Genomic DNA, 17,717 nt, shown 5'->3' with positions numbered 1-17,717 from the left:
TTATTTGAATCATGAAAACACTATACCTTATACGTCATGCAAAGTCTTCATGGGAGTTTGATTTAGATGATCATGAGCGGCCTTTAAATGATCGCGGTCTTGTTGATGCGCCTAAGATGGGTACTTTCGTTAGAGAAAAAATAACAATGCCTCAGCGTATTGTAAGTAGCGATGCCGTTCGGGCAAAAACAACAGCGTTGTTGTATTTAAAGGCTTTGGGAATCCCGGAAGAACAATTAGAATTGAGCAATGAATTGTATGATTTCAACGGTACGGGCTTAGATAATTTTATAAGATCCTGTGAGGATTCTGTAAATAAATTAATGGTTTTTGGGCATAATAATGCACTGACCCATTGGGTGAATCAATATGGAGATAAAGCAATAGATAATGTGGCTACAGCAGCTTTTACTCAAATCAATTTTGATGTAGAACGTTGGGAAGATGTAGACCAGGGAAAAACGACTCTATACGTTAAACCCAAGCAACTTAAATAAATGGATAACAGATTAAATATGGCAACACTGGGAGCAGATGAATCTCGATATATAAATAGAGAAATTAGTTGGCTACAGTTTAATGCCAGAGTTTTACAAGAATCTGCAGATGAAAGCGTTCCATTGATTGAGCGTCTTCGGTTTGTAGGTATATTTTCAAACAATCTTGACGAGTTCTTTAAGGTACGTTATGCTACTGTAAAGCGTATCGTAGAAGCAGGTAAGAAAGGCCGAAAGGCACTGGGTGTTTATGCGGCAGATGAGCTTCTTGAAAAGATCACGCGTATAGTTATACAACAGCAAGAAGAGAGTATGAATATCATAGATGATATTCATCACCAGCTAAAAGATGAAGGTATTTATGTGATTAAGGAAAATGAAGTTCATTTCCCTGAGCATAGTGAGTTTATCAAGACTTTTTTTACTGAAAAGGTAAGTCCGGCATTGGTAACTATTGTTCTTAATGAAGATTTAGAATTACCGCGTATTCAGGATTTAGAAGCCTACTTGACCATTACGATGAAAAAGAAAGGTTCTAAAAAACCTATTTATGCATTGGTCGAAATTCCTAGTGAATTAGATCGCTTTGTAGTCTTGCCTCAGGTAGATGGTAATGATTATATTATGATTCTCGATGATTTGATTCGGTATAATCTAGAATCTGTATTCAGTATTTTTGAGTACGATGATATTTCGGCACATATGATCAAGATTACCCGTGATGCAGAATTAGACTTAGATTCTGACCTAGGTAAAAGCTTTATAGAAAAACTTTCAAAAAGCGTCAAGGGCAGAGAAGATGCAGAGCCAGTGCGTTTTGTTCACGATCAGACGATCGATACTGATACATTAGCCTTCTTACTTCAAAAATTAGGTATCGAAAATAACGATAGTATCATACCAGGCGGGCGTTACCACAACCGTAAAGATTATATGGATTTCCCGAGTCTGGGGCGTACTGATCTTCTGTATGCAAAGCAAAAGCCTTTACCTATAAAAAACATCAGTCTTAATGATAGCATGTTTAAAAAGGTCGCGGAGAAAGATTTCCTTCAATATACACCATATCACACCTTTGCTTATGTGATCAAATTTTTACGGGAAGCTGCACTTGATCCAAAAGTTAGAACGATTAAGATTACGATTTATCGCTTGGCTAAACTGAGCCATGTTGCCAGTGCCCTCATCAATGCCGCGAAGAATGGGAAAGAAGTAACTGTACAAATTGAATTAAGAGCTCGCTTTGATGAAGAAAGCAATATGCGTTATGCTAACAAAATGCAAGATGAAGGCGTAAAACTTATTTTTGGTGTTCCGGGGCTTAAAGTGCACAGCAAAGTATGTGTAATTGAGCGACAGGAAGGTTCACGGTTAAAGCGTTATGGCTTTATTAGTACGGGGAATTTTAATGGAATGACTGCAAAAATTTATACAGATTATACTCTGTTTACTGCTAATAAGCAAATACTTAAAGATTTGAGCAAACTGTTTAATTTCTTTGATACCAACTATATCGTAAATACCTATCAGCATTTAATCATTTCACCACATTATGCAAAAAATACGTTTTATAAATTAATTGATGCTGAAATTAAAAAAGTCAAGAATGGCGGGCGAGGCTATATTCGGTTAAAGCTGAATAGTATGTCTAATTACGCCATCATAGACAAACTGTACGAAGCTAGCCAAGCAGGAGTACAGATCGATATGATCATACGTGGTGTATGTTGTCTGATTCCCGGAGTTGAAGGGATGAGTGAAAATATTAAAATGATTAGTATCGTAGATAAATTTTTAGAGCATCCACGTGTTTTGATCTTTGGAAAGGAAGGCGAGGAAAAAGTGTTTATTTCTTCTTCAGACTGGATGACGCGTAATTTGGATAATAGGGTAGAGGTTACTTGTCCTATTTATGACGAGGATATCAAAAAAGAGATTATAGAAACCTATACAATTTGCTGGAATGATAACGTAAAGGCCCGTGTAATATCGGCTAAACAAGATAACGCTTACCGTAGAAATGATGAGGCCCCGCTACGCTCTCAATTTGCTACCTACGATTACTATCTGAATAAATTGAATTAAGATGATTGAGTTAAAAAAATATGGAGCCATAGATATAGGTTCTAATGCAATTAGACTTTTAGTAGCCAATGTTATAGAGGTTGAAGGTAGAGACCCTATTTTCAGAAAGAGTTCATTAGTGCGGGTTCCTATTCGTTTAGGTGCAGACGTTTTTAAAGCTAAACGCATATCAGAAGAGAATATAGAGCGTATGATAGATACAATGGAAGCTTTTAAGCTCCTTATGCGTGCTCATAAAGTTGTAGACCATAAAGCGTGTGCAACTTCCGCTATGCGAGAAGCAGAAAATGGAGAAGAAGTTGTAAAAATCATCAAGAAAAAAACCGGAGTACAGATCAATATTATAGATGGGAAAGATGAAGCTGCAATAATTGCTAATACAGATTTAAAATCGCTAATTGCTACAGATCGATCGTATTTGTATGTTGATGTAGGAGGAGGTAGTACAGAGTTTACACTGTATAGTGGAGGCGAAGTAGTAAACTCAAGATCGTTTAAATTGGGAACTGTACGTTTACTGGAAGGACTGGTGGGGCACAGTACTTGGGATGAGGTTGAAAACTGGATTAAAGAAGTGACTAAAGGGCATGCTAAGATTGATTTAATTGGTTCAGGCGGGAACATCAATAAGATTTTTAAGTTAAGTGGTAAAAAAGATGGGAAACCTCTTACATACTTTTATATGGTAAGTTTTTACGAATTCCTGCAGTCTTATACCTACGAAGAACGCGTAACTGAATTGGGTCTGAACCTGGATCGCGCTGATGTAATCATCCCAGCGACACGTATTTATCTTTCAGCGATGAAATGGAGCCGCTCAAAAAACATACATGTTCCTAAGATTGGATTGTCTGATGGTATAATAAAATCGCTTTACAACGATAAAAAGCAACCTGTTTAGGCTGAAATTAAAAATAGTAGTAATATTGTTTTTGCTACAACACTGAACTTCAATGAAATTATAACAAATTATGAAGAGAATTTTACTAGGTATTTTACTTTTAACGACACTAAATACATTTGCTCAGGGAGTGCGCTACGGTGCAAAAATGGGAGTTAATATCTCAACACTCAGCGGTGATGATTTTGAAGACTCGAGTAGTCGCTTAGGCTTTGCGGCAGGTGTTTTTGCAGAAATTACAATGGGAAATTCATTGATTTTTCAACCTGAACTTTTATATTCTGGTCAGGGAATAAAGCCTAATACTGGCCCAGAGGGTAATTACGGTTTTGGAACAGATGGTTTACCAAACAGGCCTTTTGATGAGCGAGCAGAATTAGATTATTTGCAAATACCACTTTTGGTAAAGAAAAATTTTGGAAAGTTCAATGTTCATATAGGGCCTCAGGTAGGAGTTGCCATTTGGAATTCAGACAATAATGGTATTTATAAGAACTTTGATTATTCTGGTCTTGCAGGAATTGGCGTACAAGTCTTAGACGGTGTTCTTCTTGAAGCACGGTACTCAATGGGCTTTAGAAATATCATTGAAGATCAATATAATTTAGAAGGTAAAAATCAATATTTTGCAATTATGGCTGCTTACAGGCTCTAATCGCTTAACCATATCCCCAATAAAAAACCGACTTATTTAAGTCGGTTTTTTTATTAAATACTATATTAGTAACGTTTCAGTTTAACCGTGTATCGTCTGGTCTTTGCTGAGGTTCTTCATTATTTCAGCTTCAAAATCTAGAAGGTCCTGCCATTTTTCATTGACTTCTTTTTCATCACCATATTTCCGTGCAAAGCCTAAAAACATTGTATAGTGATTGGCTTCACTTACCATTAGATTGTGGTAAAAGAGACGCAGTTCTTCGTCTTTCAATTCTTGTGATAATAACCTGAATCGTTCACAGCTTCTGGCTTCGATAAGAGCTGCGTAAAGCAAACGGTGAACAAGTTGAGTGGTTCTGCTTCCGCCTTTAGGAAAAAATTTTAATAATTGATTTACATAGGCATCTTTGCGATCGTAACCTAAAGTGTTTCCGCGTGCAATAATTTTATCATGAACCAGTTTAAAATGACTGATTTCTTCTTTAACCAAAGCAATCATTTCTTGTACTAACTCTGTATATTCTGGGAACGAAACAATTAAGGAAATCGCCGTTGATGTAGCTTTCTGCTCACAAAAAGCATGATCAGTAAGAATATCATCAATATTCATTTCTACAATATTGACCCAACGCGGGTCTGTGGGTAATTTAAGTCCTAGCATTAGATATCAAGATCAAAAGTTTTACGCAATAATTCAAGATCAGGATTTTTATCCTTCAATTTCTCATATTTTTCACGCGTTGTATACGCATATTTTTTCTCTGCAGCCTCGTTAACAGTAACATCTATGGTAATGTCATAGTTTTCAAGTTTCCTTTTAAGGTATTCTAAAAGATTGTGTTGGGCACGCTCGAGCTCTACGCGCATCGTATCATTAGGAAACTCAAGTTGAATTGCAGTTCCTTTTAAGGTAGGAGTATCGGTCTCTAAATTTGAAGCTAAAATCTTTTCCCCTTTTTTCTGAAGTCTTGCGACATATTCTTTCCATACTGCCTGCATAGCAATTTCTGTAAATGGCTTCCGAGGCAATTGGCTTACATCAATTTCCTTTTCAGTCTTCTTTTCAAGGATTTCCTTTTTACGCTTTAGACCTTTTAGAGAAAGTCCAGAAACTTGATTTGTTTTTTGAGATAAGTCTGGTTTTATTCGCGGCTGAGGAATAGTAGGTTTTTCCGGAGATGTAGGCTGAATTTCTTTTTCCTGAGGCTGAATAGCTTCAGGTTTTGTCTCTGTTTTAGCTGAATCAACATCTTTAGTAACGGCTGTTGCTACTTTGTTTTGTGAAGCAGCCGGTTGTGCATTCTTGAAATAAGAAGCAGGGATTATGAAATTACGGCCTTTTTTTTTTCTCCATCAAAAGTGATAGAGGCCATTTGCATCAGACAAAGTTCTACGAGCAATCGTGCGTTGCGACTGGTTCTGTATTTTAAATCACACTCGTTTGCTGATTCTAACGCTTGCATCAAAAAGCTGAAACTGGTTTTCTGAGCCTGCTCGTGGTATTTCTTTTTAGTTTGATCTCCTACTTCTAACAATGGAATCGTTGATGGGTTTTTGCAAACCATAAGGTCCCTGTAATGTGAAGCCAACCCAGCTATAAAATGATGACCGTCAAAACCTCTGGATAAGATTTCATTAAAGTTCAATAGAAGTTGCGGAATATTATTCTCAAGAATTAAATCTGTAGTTTCAAAATACGTATCGTAATCTAAAACATTGAGGTTCTCAGTAACCGCAGCTCTTGTAAGGTTATCACCCGAAAAACTAACAACACGGTCAAAGGTAGAAAGTGCATCACGTAAGGCTCCATCAGCCTTCTGAGCAATGATGTGTAAACCTTCTTCATCAGCAGTTATACCTTCTTGTTTTGCTATATCAACCAGATGCTCGCGAATATCTTTAACCGTAATACGCTTAAAGTCAAAAATCTGACATCTTGATAAGATGGTAGGGATAATTTTGTGCTTTTCGGTAGTGGCAAGAATAAAGATAGCGTGCTTTGGTGGCTCTTCTAAAGTTTTTAGAAAAGCGTTAAAAGCTGCAGATGAAAGCATGTGAACTTCATCAATAATATACACTTTATAATTACCTACCTGTGGAGCGATTCGTACCTGATCTATAAGGTTACGTATATCGTCTACCGAGTTGTTTGAAGCAGCATCCAGTTCAAAAATATTGAATGCATAATCTTCATTCTCATCAACTTGATCATCTGCTTCCTGGTTTATTTTTTTAGCCAGAATTCGGGCACAGGTAGTTTTCCCTACGCCTCGAGGCCCCGTAAATAATAAAGCTTGTGCAAGATGATTGTTTGCAATGGCATTCTCTAACGTATTGGTAATAGCCTGTTGACCTACTACGTCTTTAAACGTTGCGGGTCTGTACTTACGGGCTGATACGATAAATTGCTCCACTGTTTTTTTAAATAAATAATTTCAGAAAACAATTTGTTATCTGAGTGAACAAATATAAAAATAGCTAGTCCATTTAAGGTCTAATACTAATGATTTTTGCCATTTTGTTATCAACAATTTTTGCATTTTTAGAATGCATAGTATTTAATCAGGACTAAGTAATAAAAGTGTATTTTTGCGGCAAGCAGACCGCCTTATCGCTTTTATTAAAACTTGTTTTTAAAGAAAGAGGAAAGTCCGGACACTATAGGGAAGCATAGCGGCTAACGGCCGTCGGCCATAATGCAAATTAAGGTCAGGACCAGTGCAACAGAAAGAATGTACAGATAATGCTGTAGTGAAACCAGGTAAACTCTATGCGGTGCAATGTCATGTATACCGGCAATTAAGTGCGTCTCGTGCGATGCCGGAGGGTAGACAGATTGAGCAAATAAGTAATTATTTGTCTAGATAAATGATAAGGTATTACTGCGTGCAGTAAGAACAGAATCCGGCTTACAGGTCTGCTTTTTTATTTAACTTTTTATTGAGCGAATTATTAATCCAATATATAGCTTCTTCTAAAGTAAAAAATACTTCAAGTGGTTTTTTAAAGAATGCCTTTTCAAAATTTGCGGTTTCTCTTTTTAATGATTGATCGCTTACTACGGCCATCCCGGTTATGTATTTATAAAATTTACAGGTTAAATAGTCTGTAGGGTTAACGTTGTAATCGTTTACCCTCAATGATATATATCCGTAATAATTACCTTTTCCGAAGAAATTTGTAATAGTCTCGTGGGCTTCAGCGATTTGTTTTGCATTCAAACTAATGCCTTCATTTATTTCAGAAATAACAAAATTTGGGTAAAAAGTCAAAATACAAAAGCTAAGCTTTTGTGTTTTAAGTGAATTCAAGTTGGGTTTATTTAGATGGTAAAAGTATCTAAAAGTCAGGTAATTAGAGTTAATTATGCGTTAAAAAAGCTAAAAGCACTTCCGCCATATTTTCTGATTTCGGTGAAGTTGGCGTGTTCATTTAGATCCGTATGTTTACTATGCTCGATTACAAGGCATCCATCAGCAAGAAGTAAATCATTTTCAAAAACAAGATCTACAATTTTTAGAAATTCAGCTGTATCAAAATCATAAGGAGGATCTGCAAATATCACGTCATATTGACCGCCGGCACGAGACAGATAGCTATAAACATCAGATTTTATGGTAGTGATATTCAGTTCTAAATCAGTAGCAGTTTGGTCTATAAATTTTGTACATCCCGCGTGCGTATCTACCGCAGTTACCGCTTCAGCGCCGCGTGAAGCAAACTCATAACTTATATTACCTGTACCAGAAAATAAGTCTAGAATATTGATCCTGGTCAGGCTGTATCTGTTTCTGAGAATATTAAACAGCGCTTCTTTAGCCATATCTGTAGTAGGGCGTACCGGTAATTTTTTAGGGGCTGTTATGCGCCTTCCTTTTAGGCTTCCACTAATAATTCTCATAAACTTAAATCGTATTGTAAAAATGAATTTTTAAGTATGCTGTTGCTTTCAGAAGAATAAAACTTGATATCCCTTATATATTCGAAAATAAGCTTGTAAGTGGCATCCTCTTCAGCTATAGCACCATTTAACCAAAGCTTTGTTTTTTCGGTATTGAGTTGTACTTGCTCAAAACAAAAGAGTATATAGTACACAAAATCTTCTGGGGTTTCATATTTAAAATGGTTGTTAAGCAAAAGTTTTTGACCCTGATAACAAACTAAATCAATGGCTTGTGGACTTACCTGAATAAAAACTTCAGGATTTTCTGTTGAGCGCGTTTGGTTAAGTATATTTTTTATTAGAATTGACTGACTATGATAGTAGGTAAACGTACCAAAATGATCAAAAAAGAAGTTATTAATGTTAGCATAGGGAACATATACATTGATAAGGTTCAATTCTTCAATCTCATCATATACTATAAAATCTGTCTTTAAAATCTTTGTGTTGAATTTGAGGTAATCTGTGAGATTCTGCTCATTGAATAATACTTTAGGAACCATTGCAAAAAGTTCATTTGCATAAACCACAACTACTTCTTTAAATGCTTGATTGAGCGAAGGAGTAGAGGTAAATACATTTTGAATCCTTTCTAAAGACTTTTGAGGAGTACTTGAGTTTTCAAAAAAATACTCTTGACTATCTACTAGAGTATTTGCATCAGTATCTTTTATATAAAAAGAAAATCCATCCAAGCTAACTTGGATGGATACTATAAGATTTTCTGGATTTACCAGATTTTTATTCATCATTGTCGCCGTAACTCTGTGGCCAGTTTCCAGCGGTACTAACTTTGGTCATAGAACCTACAGAAAGATACGCACCATTGACACCATCTACAGAAAGAACTTGCTTCTCTTTGTTTACATAGTCTTTTGGCTGGTCATATAATAAAACATCTTTAGAAACTTTTGCTTCAAATACCGGGATTGGCATATCACTTTTAAGAATAGTACCTGCTTCCATCTCAAATTGCTTATCTGTACCCGGAACATTCATCATCGTTTTATAACGATCAGTACTTTGATAAAGTGAATCACGAACAGGTGTGTATCCTAATGTATCAATAATAGTAATTTCTTTATTTGTGTCTACTCGGTAACGACGTGTAGCTTCTTCATCAAGAACTAACGTATCGCGACGCTCAGTAAGCGTAAACTCAGCAGTATCGATGAATTTAACTAATTCGTCAAAGTTGTTAGCAAACTTTCCATTGATTTGTTTGTATGCCATTTGACCTTTTTGAATATCGATAAGTTTATCAACGGCTTTCTGGTAACGTACAACTTTAAGATCATTAAATTTTACTTCGCCGTAAACAGCGTCAAAAAGCAAATATCCTAATACTCCGATGACAACCCAAAGTACTAACTGAATTACTATTTTCATTCGATGTGTGGTTTTTAGATTTTAATTAAGGTTATAAGCAAATCTACAATTTTTTTTTAATCGTTAAAGGATATCCCCTTAAATTCATTAGTATCTTTACACATTCAACAATTATTTATGGAGCTGGACCAGCACGCATTTTACAAACTTTTACTTAAAGATTTTCCGCATAGCCCTACTCAGAAACAAGATATTCTATTACAACAACTTAGCGGTTTCTTGTTTGAATCCAAAAACAATTCTATTTATGTTTTAAAAGGTTATGCAGGTACCGGTAAAACAACGGTTATAGGAACAATTGTTAAAAACTTGTGGAAAATTAAAATGTCTTCCGTGCAATTAGCACCCACAGGAAGGGCTGCAAAAGTCATCTCAAACTACAGCGACAAACCGGCACATACCATTCATAGAATAATATATTATCCTAAAAAACAAAGTGGAGGAGGTATTTCTTTTACTTTACAGCGCAACAAACACCGCAATACCATTTTTATTGTTGACGAAGCATCAATGATATCAGATAATGCAGCCGAGTCTAAACTTTTTGAAAACGGTTCTTTATTAGATGATTTAATGTCTTATGTATATAGCGGCAACAATTGTAAGCTTTTATTAATAGGTGATCAAGCGCAGCTGCCTCCTGTTAAGATGGATATTAGCCCTGCCCTTGACGAACGCAATTTGGAACTGCAGTTTGATAAAACCGTTAAGAGTATTGAGCTTGATGAAGTAATGCGACAAGCTGAAACCAGTGGTATTCTCAAAAATGCAACCCGAATACGAGAGTTTTTGAATGATGAACTTTACGAAGATTTTCGGTTTGATTTGAGCAACCAGGATGATGTGGTGCGGTTAATAGATGGTAACGAGATTATGGATTCTCTTAGCGATTCTTATCAAGAATATGGGAATGAAGGTACTGCTATAATCGTTCGCTCTAATAAACGTGCCAATCTTTATAACCAGCAGATACGCTCCAGAATTCTTTTTAAAGAAGAAGAAGTGAGTGCCGGCGACTATTTTATGGTTGTAAAAAACAATTATTTCTGGCTTGATACAAAAAGTGAAGCAGGCTTTATAGCTAATGGTGATATAGTAGAAATTCTTGAAATTTTCAGTATTAAAGAATTATATGGTTTTCGCTTTGCGGAAGTGAAAATTCAAATGACAGATTATCCCAATCTGGCTCCTTTTGAAACAGTTTTATTATTAGATACGCTTACCTCTGAAACACCTTCTTTATCTTATGAGGAATCTAATCAGTTGTATCAGGAAGTGATGAAAGATTATGCAGATGAGACTTCAAAGTATAAAAAGTTTATGAAGGTTAAAAACAATAAATTCTTTAACGCACTTCAGGTTAAGTTCTCGTATGCGATTACCTGTCATAAATCACAAGGTGGACAATGGGAAACTATTATGGTAGAGCAACCTTATTTGCCTAATGGGATGGATAAAGATTATCTACGCTGGCTATATACTGCAATTACAAGAGCTCGTAAAAAGCTGTATCTTATAGGTTTTAAAGACGATATGTTTATCGAAAATTAAGAATAATGGAAATCGTTTTCAGTATTTGCTTAGGAATTGGTTTGGCTGCTGCAGCCGGTTTTAGAGTTTTTTTACCGCTTCTAGCATTGAGCATAGCTGCATATTTTGACGTTCTAGATCTCACCGAAGGTTGGGCGTGGTTGGGTAGTTTACAAACCCTGATCCTTTTGGGGGTTGCTTCAGTTTTTGAAATTCTGGCATATTATATACCTTGGTTTGATAATGCATTAGATACTATCTCTGTACCGCTAGCAAGTTTTGCAGGTACGATTTTGTTTTTTGTCACTTTAGGTGATTTTGAGCCTTGGGTGTCATGGTCGCTAGCTATTATAGGTGGTGGTGGCACTGCCGGTCTTATAGCAGGGTCTACCGCGACAGTAAGAGCAGCTTCATCAGCGACAACACTAGGTTTTGCAAATCCTATTTTTTCAACTCTAGAAGCGATAGTTTCTACCATACTTTCTATACTTGCTATTTTTATTCCTATTCTTGCAGCGCTTTTGGTCTTCTATTTAAGTTACCGAATTGTTAAATGGTTCAAAAAGCGAAAACTGAAGCAGAACATAAATTAAAGCACTAATGACTCCTAAGTTAAAAACTATAGCAATGATTCCGGCTCGATATGAGGCTTCACGTTTTCCCGGGAAATTAATGCAAGATTTAGAAGGTAAACCAGTCATCATAAGAACTTATGAGGCTGCGGTAAAAACCCAGTTGTTTGATACCGTTTATGTAGTCACAGACAGTGACCTTATTTATAATACAGTCAAAGCTGCAGGTGGGGAAGTTATTATGAGTCAAAAAGAACACAGTTGCGGCAGTGATCGCATTGCAGAAGCTGTTGCAGACCTTGATGTAGATATAGTAGTGAATGTACAAGGAGATGAGCCATTTACTAACGAAGACGATATGCGTAATGTACTTCAGGTATTTTATGAGAACGGTGCAGAGGCTATTGATTTAGCTTCATTAATGACTCCGATTGCGGTAAAAGCAGAGATTGAAAACCCCAATAATGTGAAGGTGATTGTTGATGAAGCAAATTTCGCCTTATACTTTTCAAGAGCGCCAATACCGTTTCCTAGAGATCAAGATATTGATATAACATATTATAAGCATAAAGGTATTTATGCATTTAGGAAACAAGCAGTACTTGATTTTGCAAAACTACCTATGCGCGGACTTGAAGCTGCAGAAAAAATAGAAGCTATTCGCTATTTAGAATATGGTAAGCGTATTAAAATGGTGTATTCAGATTCACCTGCAATTGGCATAGATACTCCTCAAGATCTTGAGGAAGCACGCCTAATTATAAAAAAACAACAGCGGTCTTAATGCGTTCTATTGCAAAAATCATCTATAAATCCTTAGGCTGGTCAATACGTGGCCGATTTCCTGAGGAGGTAAAGAAAATGGTGGTTATTGCAGTGCCACATACCAGTTGGCACGACTTCTATATGGGTTTACTTTTTAGAAGCATTATTGGGGTTCAAATTAATTTTTTAGGAAAGAAAGAACTTTTTAAATGGCCATTTGGCTGGTATTTTAGAAAAGTGGGAGGCATACCACTAGATCGTTTCAATAAGCAGAATAAAGTAGATCGAATTGCTGAAATGTTTCAGGAACATGATATATTCCGTCTAGCACTCTCTCCTGAAGGAACACGCAAAAAGGTAGAAAAATGGAAAACAGGGTTCTATTATATAGCTCTAAAAGCCGGAGTGCCTATTCTTCCCATTACCATGGATTTTGGAAAAAAAGAGCATTATATAGGTAATTTATTCTATCCTACAGGAAATAGTGAAGCAGATTTAGCTTCTTTAATTGATTTTTTCAAAGGAGTAAAAGGTAAAATCCCAGAAAATTCTTAAATAATTAAATATCAAAGGCTGTTTCAATATATTAAAATATGCTAATCTTCTACTAAACCTGAGTTAAAATTAAGAATTGAATGTTTTTAACAAGCTGATTTTCATTGTAATAAAAAATTGTAGGATTTTCATTAAGAAAACGTTTAAAATTACGTGTTGAACATTTACGTTTATTTGAGTGAACAAAATAATAAACTAAAATTTTCAATTTATGAACATTTCAAAATTTCTTTATGTTGGGGCAATTGGCCTTTTTGCATTAACATCTTGTAGTGATGATGACGATGACTCAACTGTAGTTGTTGACGGCACTGCGGATCTTTATGCTACAAGTCATACAGACGGTAGTGTAACTAAATATGATTTATTACGTGGTGGAATAACTACTTACTCTACTGAAGCAACAGATGCAGAAGGTATTTACTATTCTCCAGATGATGATAGTTTTACCATTGCTGCTCGTGGTGCAACTCAAACCTCTTTACAGACATATTTGAGTATTAGTGATCTGATAGATGCAAGTCTTGATCTTACTTTAGATTTCTCAAGTCCTGCAGCTTTGCAAAGTCCTCGTGATCTTGCCGTTAATGGTAATATTTATGTAGTTTCTGATAATGCAAATGATAACGGACGCTTTTTTGTTTTTGAAAAGGATGGAACTTCATTTACCCTAAGAAACACAGTAACAGTTGAATTTGCAGTATGGGGAATTGAATTTGTAGGTAATGATTTATATGCTGTAGTTGATAGTAGCAGTGATCTTTCGGTATTTACAAATTTTACGTCTAGCAATATGACAGACGCAACAGTAGCACCTACTAAGCGTATCACTGTAGAAGGTATCGTACGTACACATGGTTTAGATTTTGATGGTGATACTATGATTATGACTGATATTGCTGCAGCTTCTGGAGGAGATTTTGATACAGATGGTGGTTTTCACGTGATCACAAACTTTGATTCTAAATTTGATGCTGTTGAAAATGGCGGAACTTTAGCAGTTGAAGATCAAATCCGCTTTGCAGGTGACGCAACGTTACTAGGTAACCCTGTAAATGTAGTTTATGACGCCGAAACAGATGCTGTATACATTGCAGAACTTGCTAATGGTGGTGGTAAGATAAATGTTTACGGAAATGTATCTTCTTCAAACGGAGGTAATGTAGCGCCTACTTCAAGTGCTGTACTTTCTGGTGTATCTTCTTTATACCTATACAAGGACTAATTAATAGAATATTAGTTTTAGATAGATAGGAAGCGCAGCGCAAGCTGCGCTTTTTTTATGCTTTTAAAATAAATAAATTCTTGTGTACTACTAGATCTACAAAGCCTAAAAATTGTTTAATGTAGTTTAATGCTTTCTTAGTGTAGAAGAAACTATGCGTAAAGTCATTTTTATAAGACCAGTTCTCAAAGTTTATAGTCTTATCAAGTAAAGCAGTTTTACAATATATGCTTCCGTTTGCTTTTAGAAGTGCTTTTAAACGTTTGAATTCTTCAGCAGGATTATGAAAGTGTTCTATGACTTCACAGCAGATAATGAAATCATATTTTTGATTTAAGTTATCTTCTTCTTTACAATAAAAAGTGTCGTATTGAGATAAAGAATATCCTTTGCTTTTTAAAATTTTAGAGAGCACCGGGTTGGGACCGCTTCCGTAGTCTAAACCTATTTTTGAAATGTCTTCTTGTTCAATTACAGCCTGAATCAAAGGAGAAAGAAAATCTAAGTACCCTTTATTTTGTAGCGTATTCTCGTGTAGATCATAACGTTGCTTTTCATCTTGAGGATGTGGTAAGTCACGTGTATCTAAAAAAACAGATGCACACGAGGTGCATCTGTTATATAGTCTATCATTATATGTTTTAAAATAAGCAGCCGTACTGTTACAAAGTGGGCACTGCATAGTTTAAGGATTAATACAATGATTTTAACTTCTTCAGTTTAGCCTTCCAGATCTCCAGAGTTTTCTTGTGTTCGGCTATATTTTTATGTACTTCCTTAACCATGGGATTATCATCTGGTACGTGCTGAAAAAAGCCAAGGTTATTTTCAAGTTGATTGATTTCTGCTTTTACCTCGTCAATTTTCTTAGTGATAAAGTAACGCTCTTTGTTTAAAGCCTGGTTGTTATCTTCATCTGCCATTGCAGCCACACGATTATCGTACTTGATCAATTCAGATTCTTTGCGGGTAAGGTCTAGTTTTTTAAACAACCCGTCTAAAACCTTATTAAAGTCTTGCTCAATACTCTTCTTAGAATGCGGTACACGACCGGTATCTTTCCATTCTTTTATAAGCTCCTTGATCGTTTTTAAATCATCTTCGTGTTTGCCACTAAGCTCAATAGCTTTTACTTTATCTAGAAGAGCCACCTTTTCTTCAAGATTACCTTTTTCTTCTTCAAGAACTTCTTTTTTCTCAGCGTGAAGACGGTCAAAGAAGTGATTACAAGCTTTTTTAAAGCGTTTCCAGATCTTATCACTGTCCTTACGAGGAACGTGACCGATTTTCTTCCAATCAGACTGAATGCGCTTCATAAGATCAATGGTAACTTTTATATCTTCATTGTCTTTGTTGTCTTCTGCGATCATAACGAGTTTCATCTTTTTCTGAAGATTCTCGTATTGTTCTTTTTTCTGGTTTTTATAAAAACCATTTTTATTGTGATTGAATTCACGAGTAACCTGTTTAAAGCTTTTCCAAGTAGGCTCGTTTGCATTGCGCGGCACTTTACCTATTTTAAAGAAGTTTTCGCGTAGTGCATTTACTTCTTTCATTTGCTTTTGCCAGCCGTTGTGAGAAATAGCAGGGTTCGCAGCAATTTTCTCGATAGCTGCAATTACTTCTTCTTTTTTCTCAAGATTTTGCTCATAAATCTTGTCTATATTTTTGAAATATTCTTGACGAGCTTCATGAATTTTGTGTGTTGCAGCGCTGAATTTTTCCCAGATCTCTTCACGATATTCTCTTGATACAGGGCCTACTTCTTCTTTCCAGATCTTGTGAAGCATTTGAAGCTCTTTGAAAGCTCTGTTCACATCAGACTCTTGTGCAAGTTCTTCTGCCTGCTCGATGAGTTTCAGTTTTTTATCTAGGTTCTCTTTAAAATCTTTGTCTCTAAACTCCCGGTTCAGATGCAAGAAATCGTAGAAATTCTCAATGTGATGGTGATAATTATTCCATACTAAATTATAGCGATCTCTTGGAATATTACCTGCATTGCGCCAGCGCTCTTGAATATCTTTAAACTTGTCAAAAGTTGCATTGATGCTTTCTTCACCACCTAACTCGTTCTTAAGTTCTTTTAATTCTTCAATTAGTGCATTGCGGGTTTCGAGATTTGCATTGAGATCTTTTCTGAGATTCTGGTAGTAATGGTTGCGTTTGTCTCGGTATTCAAAATAAAGAGAGTTGAATTCTTTCTTTAAAGGACTGTAATATCTAAAGTCGATAATATTACCACCTTCTTCTAAGAATTTTTCTTTGGCTTCTTCCTGTTCTTCTTCAAACTTAGCGATAAATGCAGCACGTATTTCAGTAACATGTTCTTTGATCGCCTGCACTTTATGATTGCTTAAAAGATTTTTGAGCTCTTTGATAAGATCCTCTTTGCTCAGCGTTTCATATTCTTTTTTAGGAATACTGTGGCGCTCTGCAGCGCTTTCATCTTCGCTATCTTCATTTAAGGCAGCATCTAGATCAGCGGGGTCAGCATCGTCTTCTTCATCTGTATCTTCTTCAATAAAGTCATCATCATCACTATCATCTGTCTTTGCATTTTGAATTACTTCAATAGATTCTGTTGTGAGTTCATTTTCTTGTACTTCTTCCTGATCCTGACTAACTGGAGTACTTTCTGCAGCTTTTTCAGTTTCCTTTTGTTGAGGATTTTCTACAGTTTCTTCTGGTTTATTATCAGTTTTAGATGCTTTATTTTCTTCGGACATTTCTTTCAATGTTATGGTGCGTTATTAAGTAGTTAAAGATACTATTAACTGAGCAATTAACAAGAGCTGTAAGAAATAAGGCGTTTTAGTTCCAGATCGTCCAGGCGGCTTCGGCCTGTAGTTTTAACATTTCATATCCGTTAGAAATTGTCGCTCCGTGAAGTTTTCCGTTCTTTAAAAATTGGGTTTCTTCGGGATTATAGACCAGATCGTAGAGTAGGTGACCGCGCGTAAGTAAGCGGTAAGGTATTTTAGGGCAGTCAGTTACATTAGGGAAGGTGCCTAAAGGTGTAGTATTTATTACTAAAGTATGTTTTGCTAAAACAGCCCCATTAATATCATCATAAGAAAGTTGACCTTTTTTAGGGTTGCGAGAAACAAATTTGAAAGATATATCTTCTAATTCTAAAGCATAAGCAATTGCTTTAGATGCCCCACCTGTGCCTAAAACAAGGGCATTTGTATGTGTTTGACGCGATAGAAAAGGCTTTAACGATTTTCTAAAACCAATGTAATCAGTATTGAAACCTTTCAACTTTCCGCTAGGTAATCGTTTTATCGTATTAATAGCTCCAATAGAACTCGCATGTTTGTTGAGTTCATCTAAAAGTGGTATAACATCCTGTTTGTATGGGATGGTGACATTAAAGCCTAAACAATCATTTTGTTCTTCTAGTAATTTTGCGACATCTTGTTTGTTAGCGCAGTCAAAGTTTACATAAGAGCCTTCAATTGATTCGTTCTTAAACTTTTCGGTAAAATATTTTCGAGAAAAAGAGTATTCTATATTTTTTCCTATTAGTCCTAGCTTAATCATAATTTTAGGGAAGTGTTGAAAAATTGGTTTAGTTCAGCTAAACATTTAATTAATA

Annotated in this window: 16 protein-coding genes, 1 other RNA gene and 1 pseudogene; 10 read left to right on the top strand and 8 right to left on the bottom strand. The window is 35.8% G+C overall.

Annotated features, from left to right (window positions below; all coding sequences use genetic code 11):
• Positions 1 to 11: 11 nt before the first annotated feature.
• From DSM02_RS10195 to DSM02_RS10180, 4 genes are all read left to right on the top strand, one after another.
• On the top strand, positions 12 to 497 hold the full coding sequence (locus DSM02_RS10195) for a SixA phosphatase family protein (protein WP_128765533.1): 486 nt from the start codon (positions 12 to 14) through the stop codon (positions 495 to 497).
• Positions 498 to 2,582 carry a polyphosphate kinase 1 gene (ppk1, locus tag DSM02_RS10190; protein WP_128765532.1) on the top strand — a complete coding sequence of 695 codons (2,085 nt, stop codon included), beginning with the start codon at positions 498 to 500 and terminating at the stop codon, positions 2,580 to 2,582.
• Between the two features lies 1 nt (position 2,583).
• Positions 2,584 to 3,483: a Ppx/GppA phosphatase family protein gene (locus DSM02_RS10185; protein WP_128765531.1), complete on the top strand. Its 900-nt coding sequence runs from the start codon at positions 2,584 to 2,586 to the stop codon at positions 3,481 to 3,483.
• Between the two features lie 70 nt (positions 3,484 to 3,553).
• The gene (locus tag DSM02_RS10180; protein ID WP_128765530.1) at positions 3,554 to 4,138 is read left to right on the top strand and encodes a porin family protein; all 585 of its coding nucleotides are present in this window, start codon (positions 3,554 to 3,556) and stop codon (positions 4,136 to 4,138) included.
• Positions 4,139 to 4,219: 81 nt separating this feature from the next.
• Here DSM02_RS10180 and miaE read toward each other — a convergent pair whose 3' ends face one another.
• Positions 4,220 to 4,801 (bottom strand): tRNA-(ms[2]io[6]A)-hydroxylase, encoded by a 582-nt coding sequence (gene miaE, locus DSM02_RS10175; RefSeq protein WP_128760618.1) that lies wholly within the window; start codon positions 4,799 to 4,801, stop codon positions 4,220 to 4,222.
• A pseudogene (locus DSM02_RS20580) lies at positions 4,801 to 6,554 on the bottom strand (DNA polymerase III subunit gamma/tau). Before DSM02_RS20580 ends, miaE begins: the two are co-directional and overlap by 1 nt.
• A gap of 181 nt (positions 6,555 to 6,735) precedes the next feature.
• Here DSM02_RS20580 and rnpB point away from each other — a divergent pair.
• Positions 6,736 to 7,068, top strand: an RNA gene (gene rnpB, locus DSM02_RS10160) — RNase P RNA component class A.
• 436 nt (positions 7,069 to 7,504) lie between these two features.
• On the opposite strand, the gene DSM02_RS10155 is transcribed toward rnpB, so the two are convergent.
• Genes DSM02_RS10155 through DSM02_RS10145 form a run of 3 tightly spaced genes read right to left on the bottom strand, consistent with a single transcriptional unit; the run spans position 7,505 to position 9,472 of the window.
• The gene (locus DSM02_RS10155; RefSeq protein WP_128765528.1) at positions 7,505 to 8,041 is read right to left on the bottom strand and encodes an RsmD family RNA methyltransferase; all 537 of its coding nucleotides are present in this window, start codon (positions 8,039 to 8,041) and stop codon (positions 7,505 to 7,507) included.
• Positions 8,038 to 8,835: a DUF3822 family protein gene (locus DSM02_RS10150; protein ID WP_128765527.1), complete on the bottom strand. Its 798-nt coding sequence runs from the start codon at positions 8,833 to 8,835 to the stop codon at positions 8,038 to 8,040. The genes DSM02_RS10155 and DSM02_RS10150 overlap by 4 nt, the downstream gene beginning before the upstream one ends.
• Positions 8,825 to 9,472 (bottom strand): hypothetical protein, encoded by a 648-nt coding sequence (locus DSM02_RS10145; RefSeq protein WP_128765526.1) that lies wholly within the window; start codon positions 9,470 to 9,472, stop codon positions 8,825 to 8,827. Before DSM02_RS10145 ends, DSM02_RS10150 begins: the two co-directional genes overlap by 11 nt.
• Before the next feature lie 117 nt (positions 9,473 to 9,589).
• Here DSM02_RS10145 and DSM02_RS10140 point away from each other — a divergent pair, with 117 nt between their 5' ends.
• The 5 genes from DSM02_RS10140 to DSM02_RS10120 all read left to right on the top strand — a co-directional run bounded on the left by DSM02_RS10140 (position 9,590) and on the right by DSM02_RS10120 (position 14,119).
• Complete coding sequence (locus tag DSM02_RS10140) at positions 9,590 to 11,023, top strand: ATP-dependent DNA helicase (RefSeq protein WP_128765525.1); 1,434 nt, start codon at positions 9,590 to 9,592, stop codon at positions 11,021 to 11,023.
• A gap of 5 nt (positions 11,024 to 11,028) precedes the next feature.
• The gene (locus DSM02_RS10135) at positions 11,029 to 11,595 is read left to right on the top strand and encodes a DUF4126 domain-containing protein (protein ID WP_128765524.1); all 567 of its coding nucleotides are present in this window, start codon (positions 11,029 to 11,031) and stop codon (positions 11,593 to 11,595) included.
• 7 nt (positions 11,596 to 11,602) lie between these two features.
• Positions 11,603 to 12,358, top strand: a complete 756-nt coding sequence (gene kdsB, locus DSM02_RS10130) for a 3-deoxy-manno-octulosonate cytidylyltransferase (protein WP_128765523.1) — start codon at positions 11,603 to 11,605, stop codon at positions 12,356 to 12,358.
• A complete protein-coding gene (locus DSM02_RS10125; protein ID WP_128765522.1) occupies positions 12,358 to 12,894 on the top strand; it encodes a 1-acyl-sn-glycerol-3-phosphate acyltransferase in 537 nt (178 codons plus the stop codon). Before kdsB ends, DSM02_RS10125 begins: the two co-directional genes overlap by 1 nt.
• Positions 12,895 to 13,105: 211 nt before the next feature.
• Positions 13,106 to 14,119 (top strand): hypothetical protein, encoded by a 1,014-nt coding sequence (locus tag DSM02_RS10120; protein ID WP_128765521.1) that lies wholly within the window; start codon positions 13,106 to 13,108, stop codon positions 14,117 to 14,119.
• Positions 14,120 to 14,174: 55 nt separating this feature from the next.
• On the opposite strand, the gene DSM02_RS10115 is transcribed toward DSM02_RS10120, so the two are convergent.
• From DSM02_RS10115 to DSM02_RS10105, 3 genes are all read right to left on the bottom strand, one after another.
• On the bottom strand, positions 14,175 to 14,801 hold the full coding sequence (locus DSM02_RS10115) for a class I SAM-dependent methyltransferase (protein ID WP_128765520.1): 627 nt from the start codon (positions 14,799 to 14,801) through the stop codon (positions 14,175 to 14,177).
• Between the two features lie 10 nt (positions 14,802 to 14,811).
• Positions 14,812 to 16,845: a DUF349 domain-containing protein gene (locus DSM02_RS10110; RefSeq protein ID WP_128765519.1), complete on the bottom strand. Its 2,034-nt coding sequence runs from the start codon at positions 16,843 to 16,845 to the stop codon at positions 14,812 to 14,814.
• Between the two features lie 85 nt (positions 16,846 to 16,930).
• Positions 16,931 to 17,662 (bottom strand): shikimate dehydrogenase family protein, encoded by a 732-nt coding sequence (locus DSM02_RS10105; protein WP_128765518.1) that lies wholly within the window; start codon positions 17,660 to 17,662, stop codon positions 16,931 to 16,933.
• Positions 17,663 to 17,717 lie beyond the last annotated feature (55 nt).

This window comes from Leeuwenhoekiella polynyae (assembly GCF_004104075.1).
Taxonomy (GTDB): Bacteria; Bacteroidota; Bacteroidia; order Flavobacteriales; family Flavobacteriaceae; genus Leeuwenhoekiella; species Leeuwenhoekiella polynyae.
The sequence above is the reverse complement of the archived record's forward strand: the minus strand, read 5'-3'. Positions and strand labels throughout refer to the sequence as shown.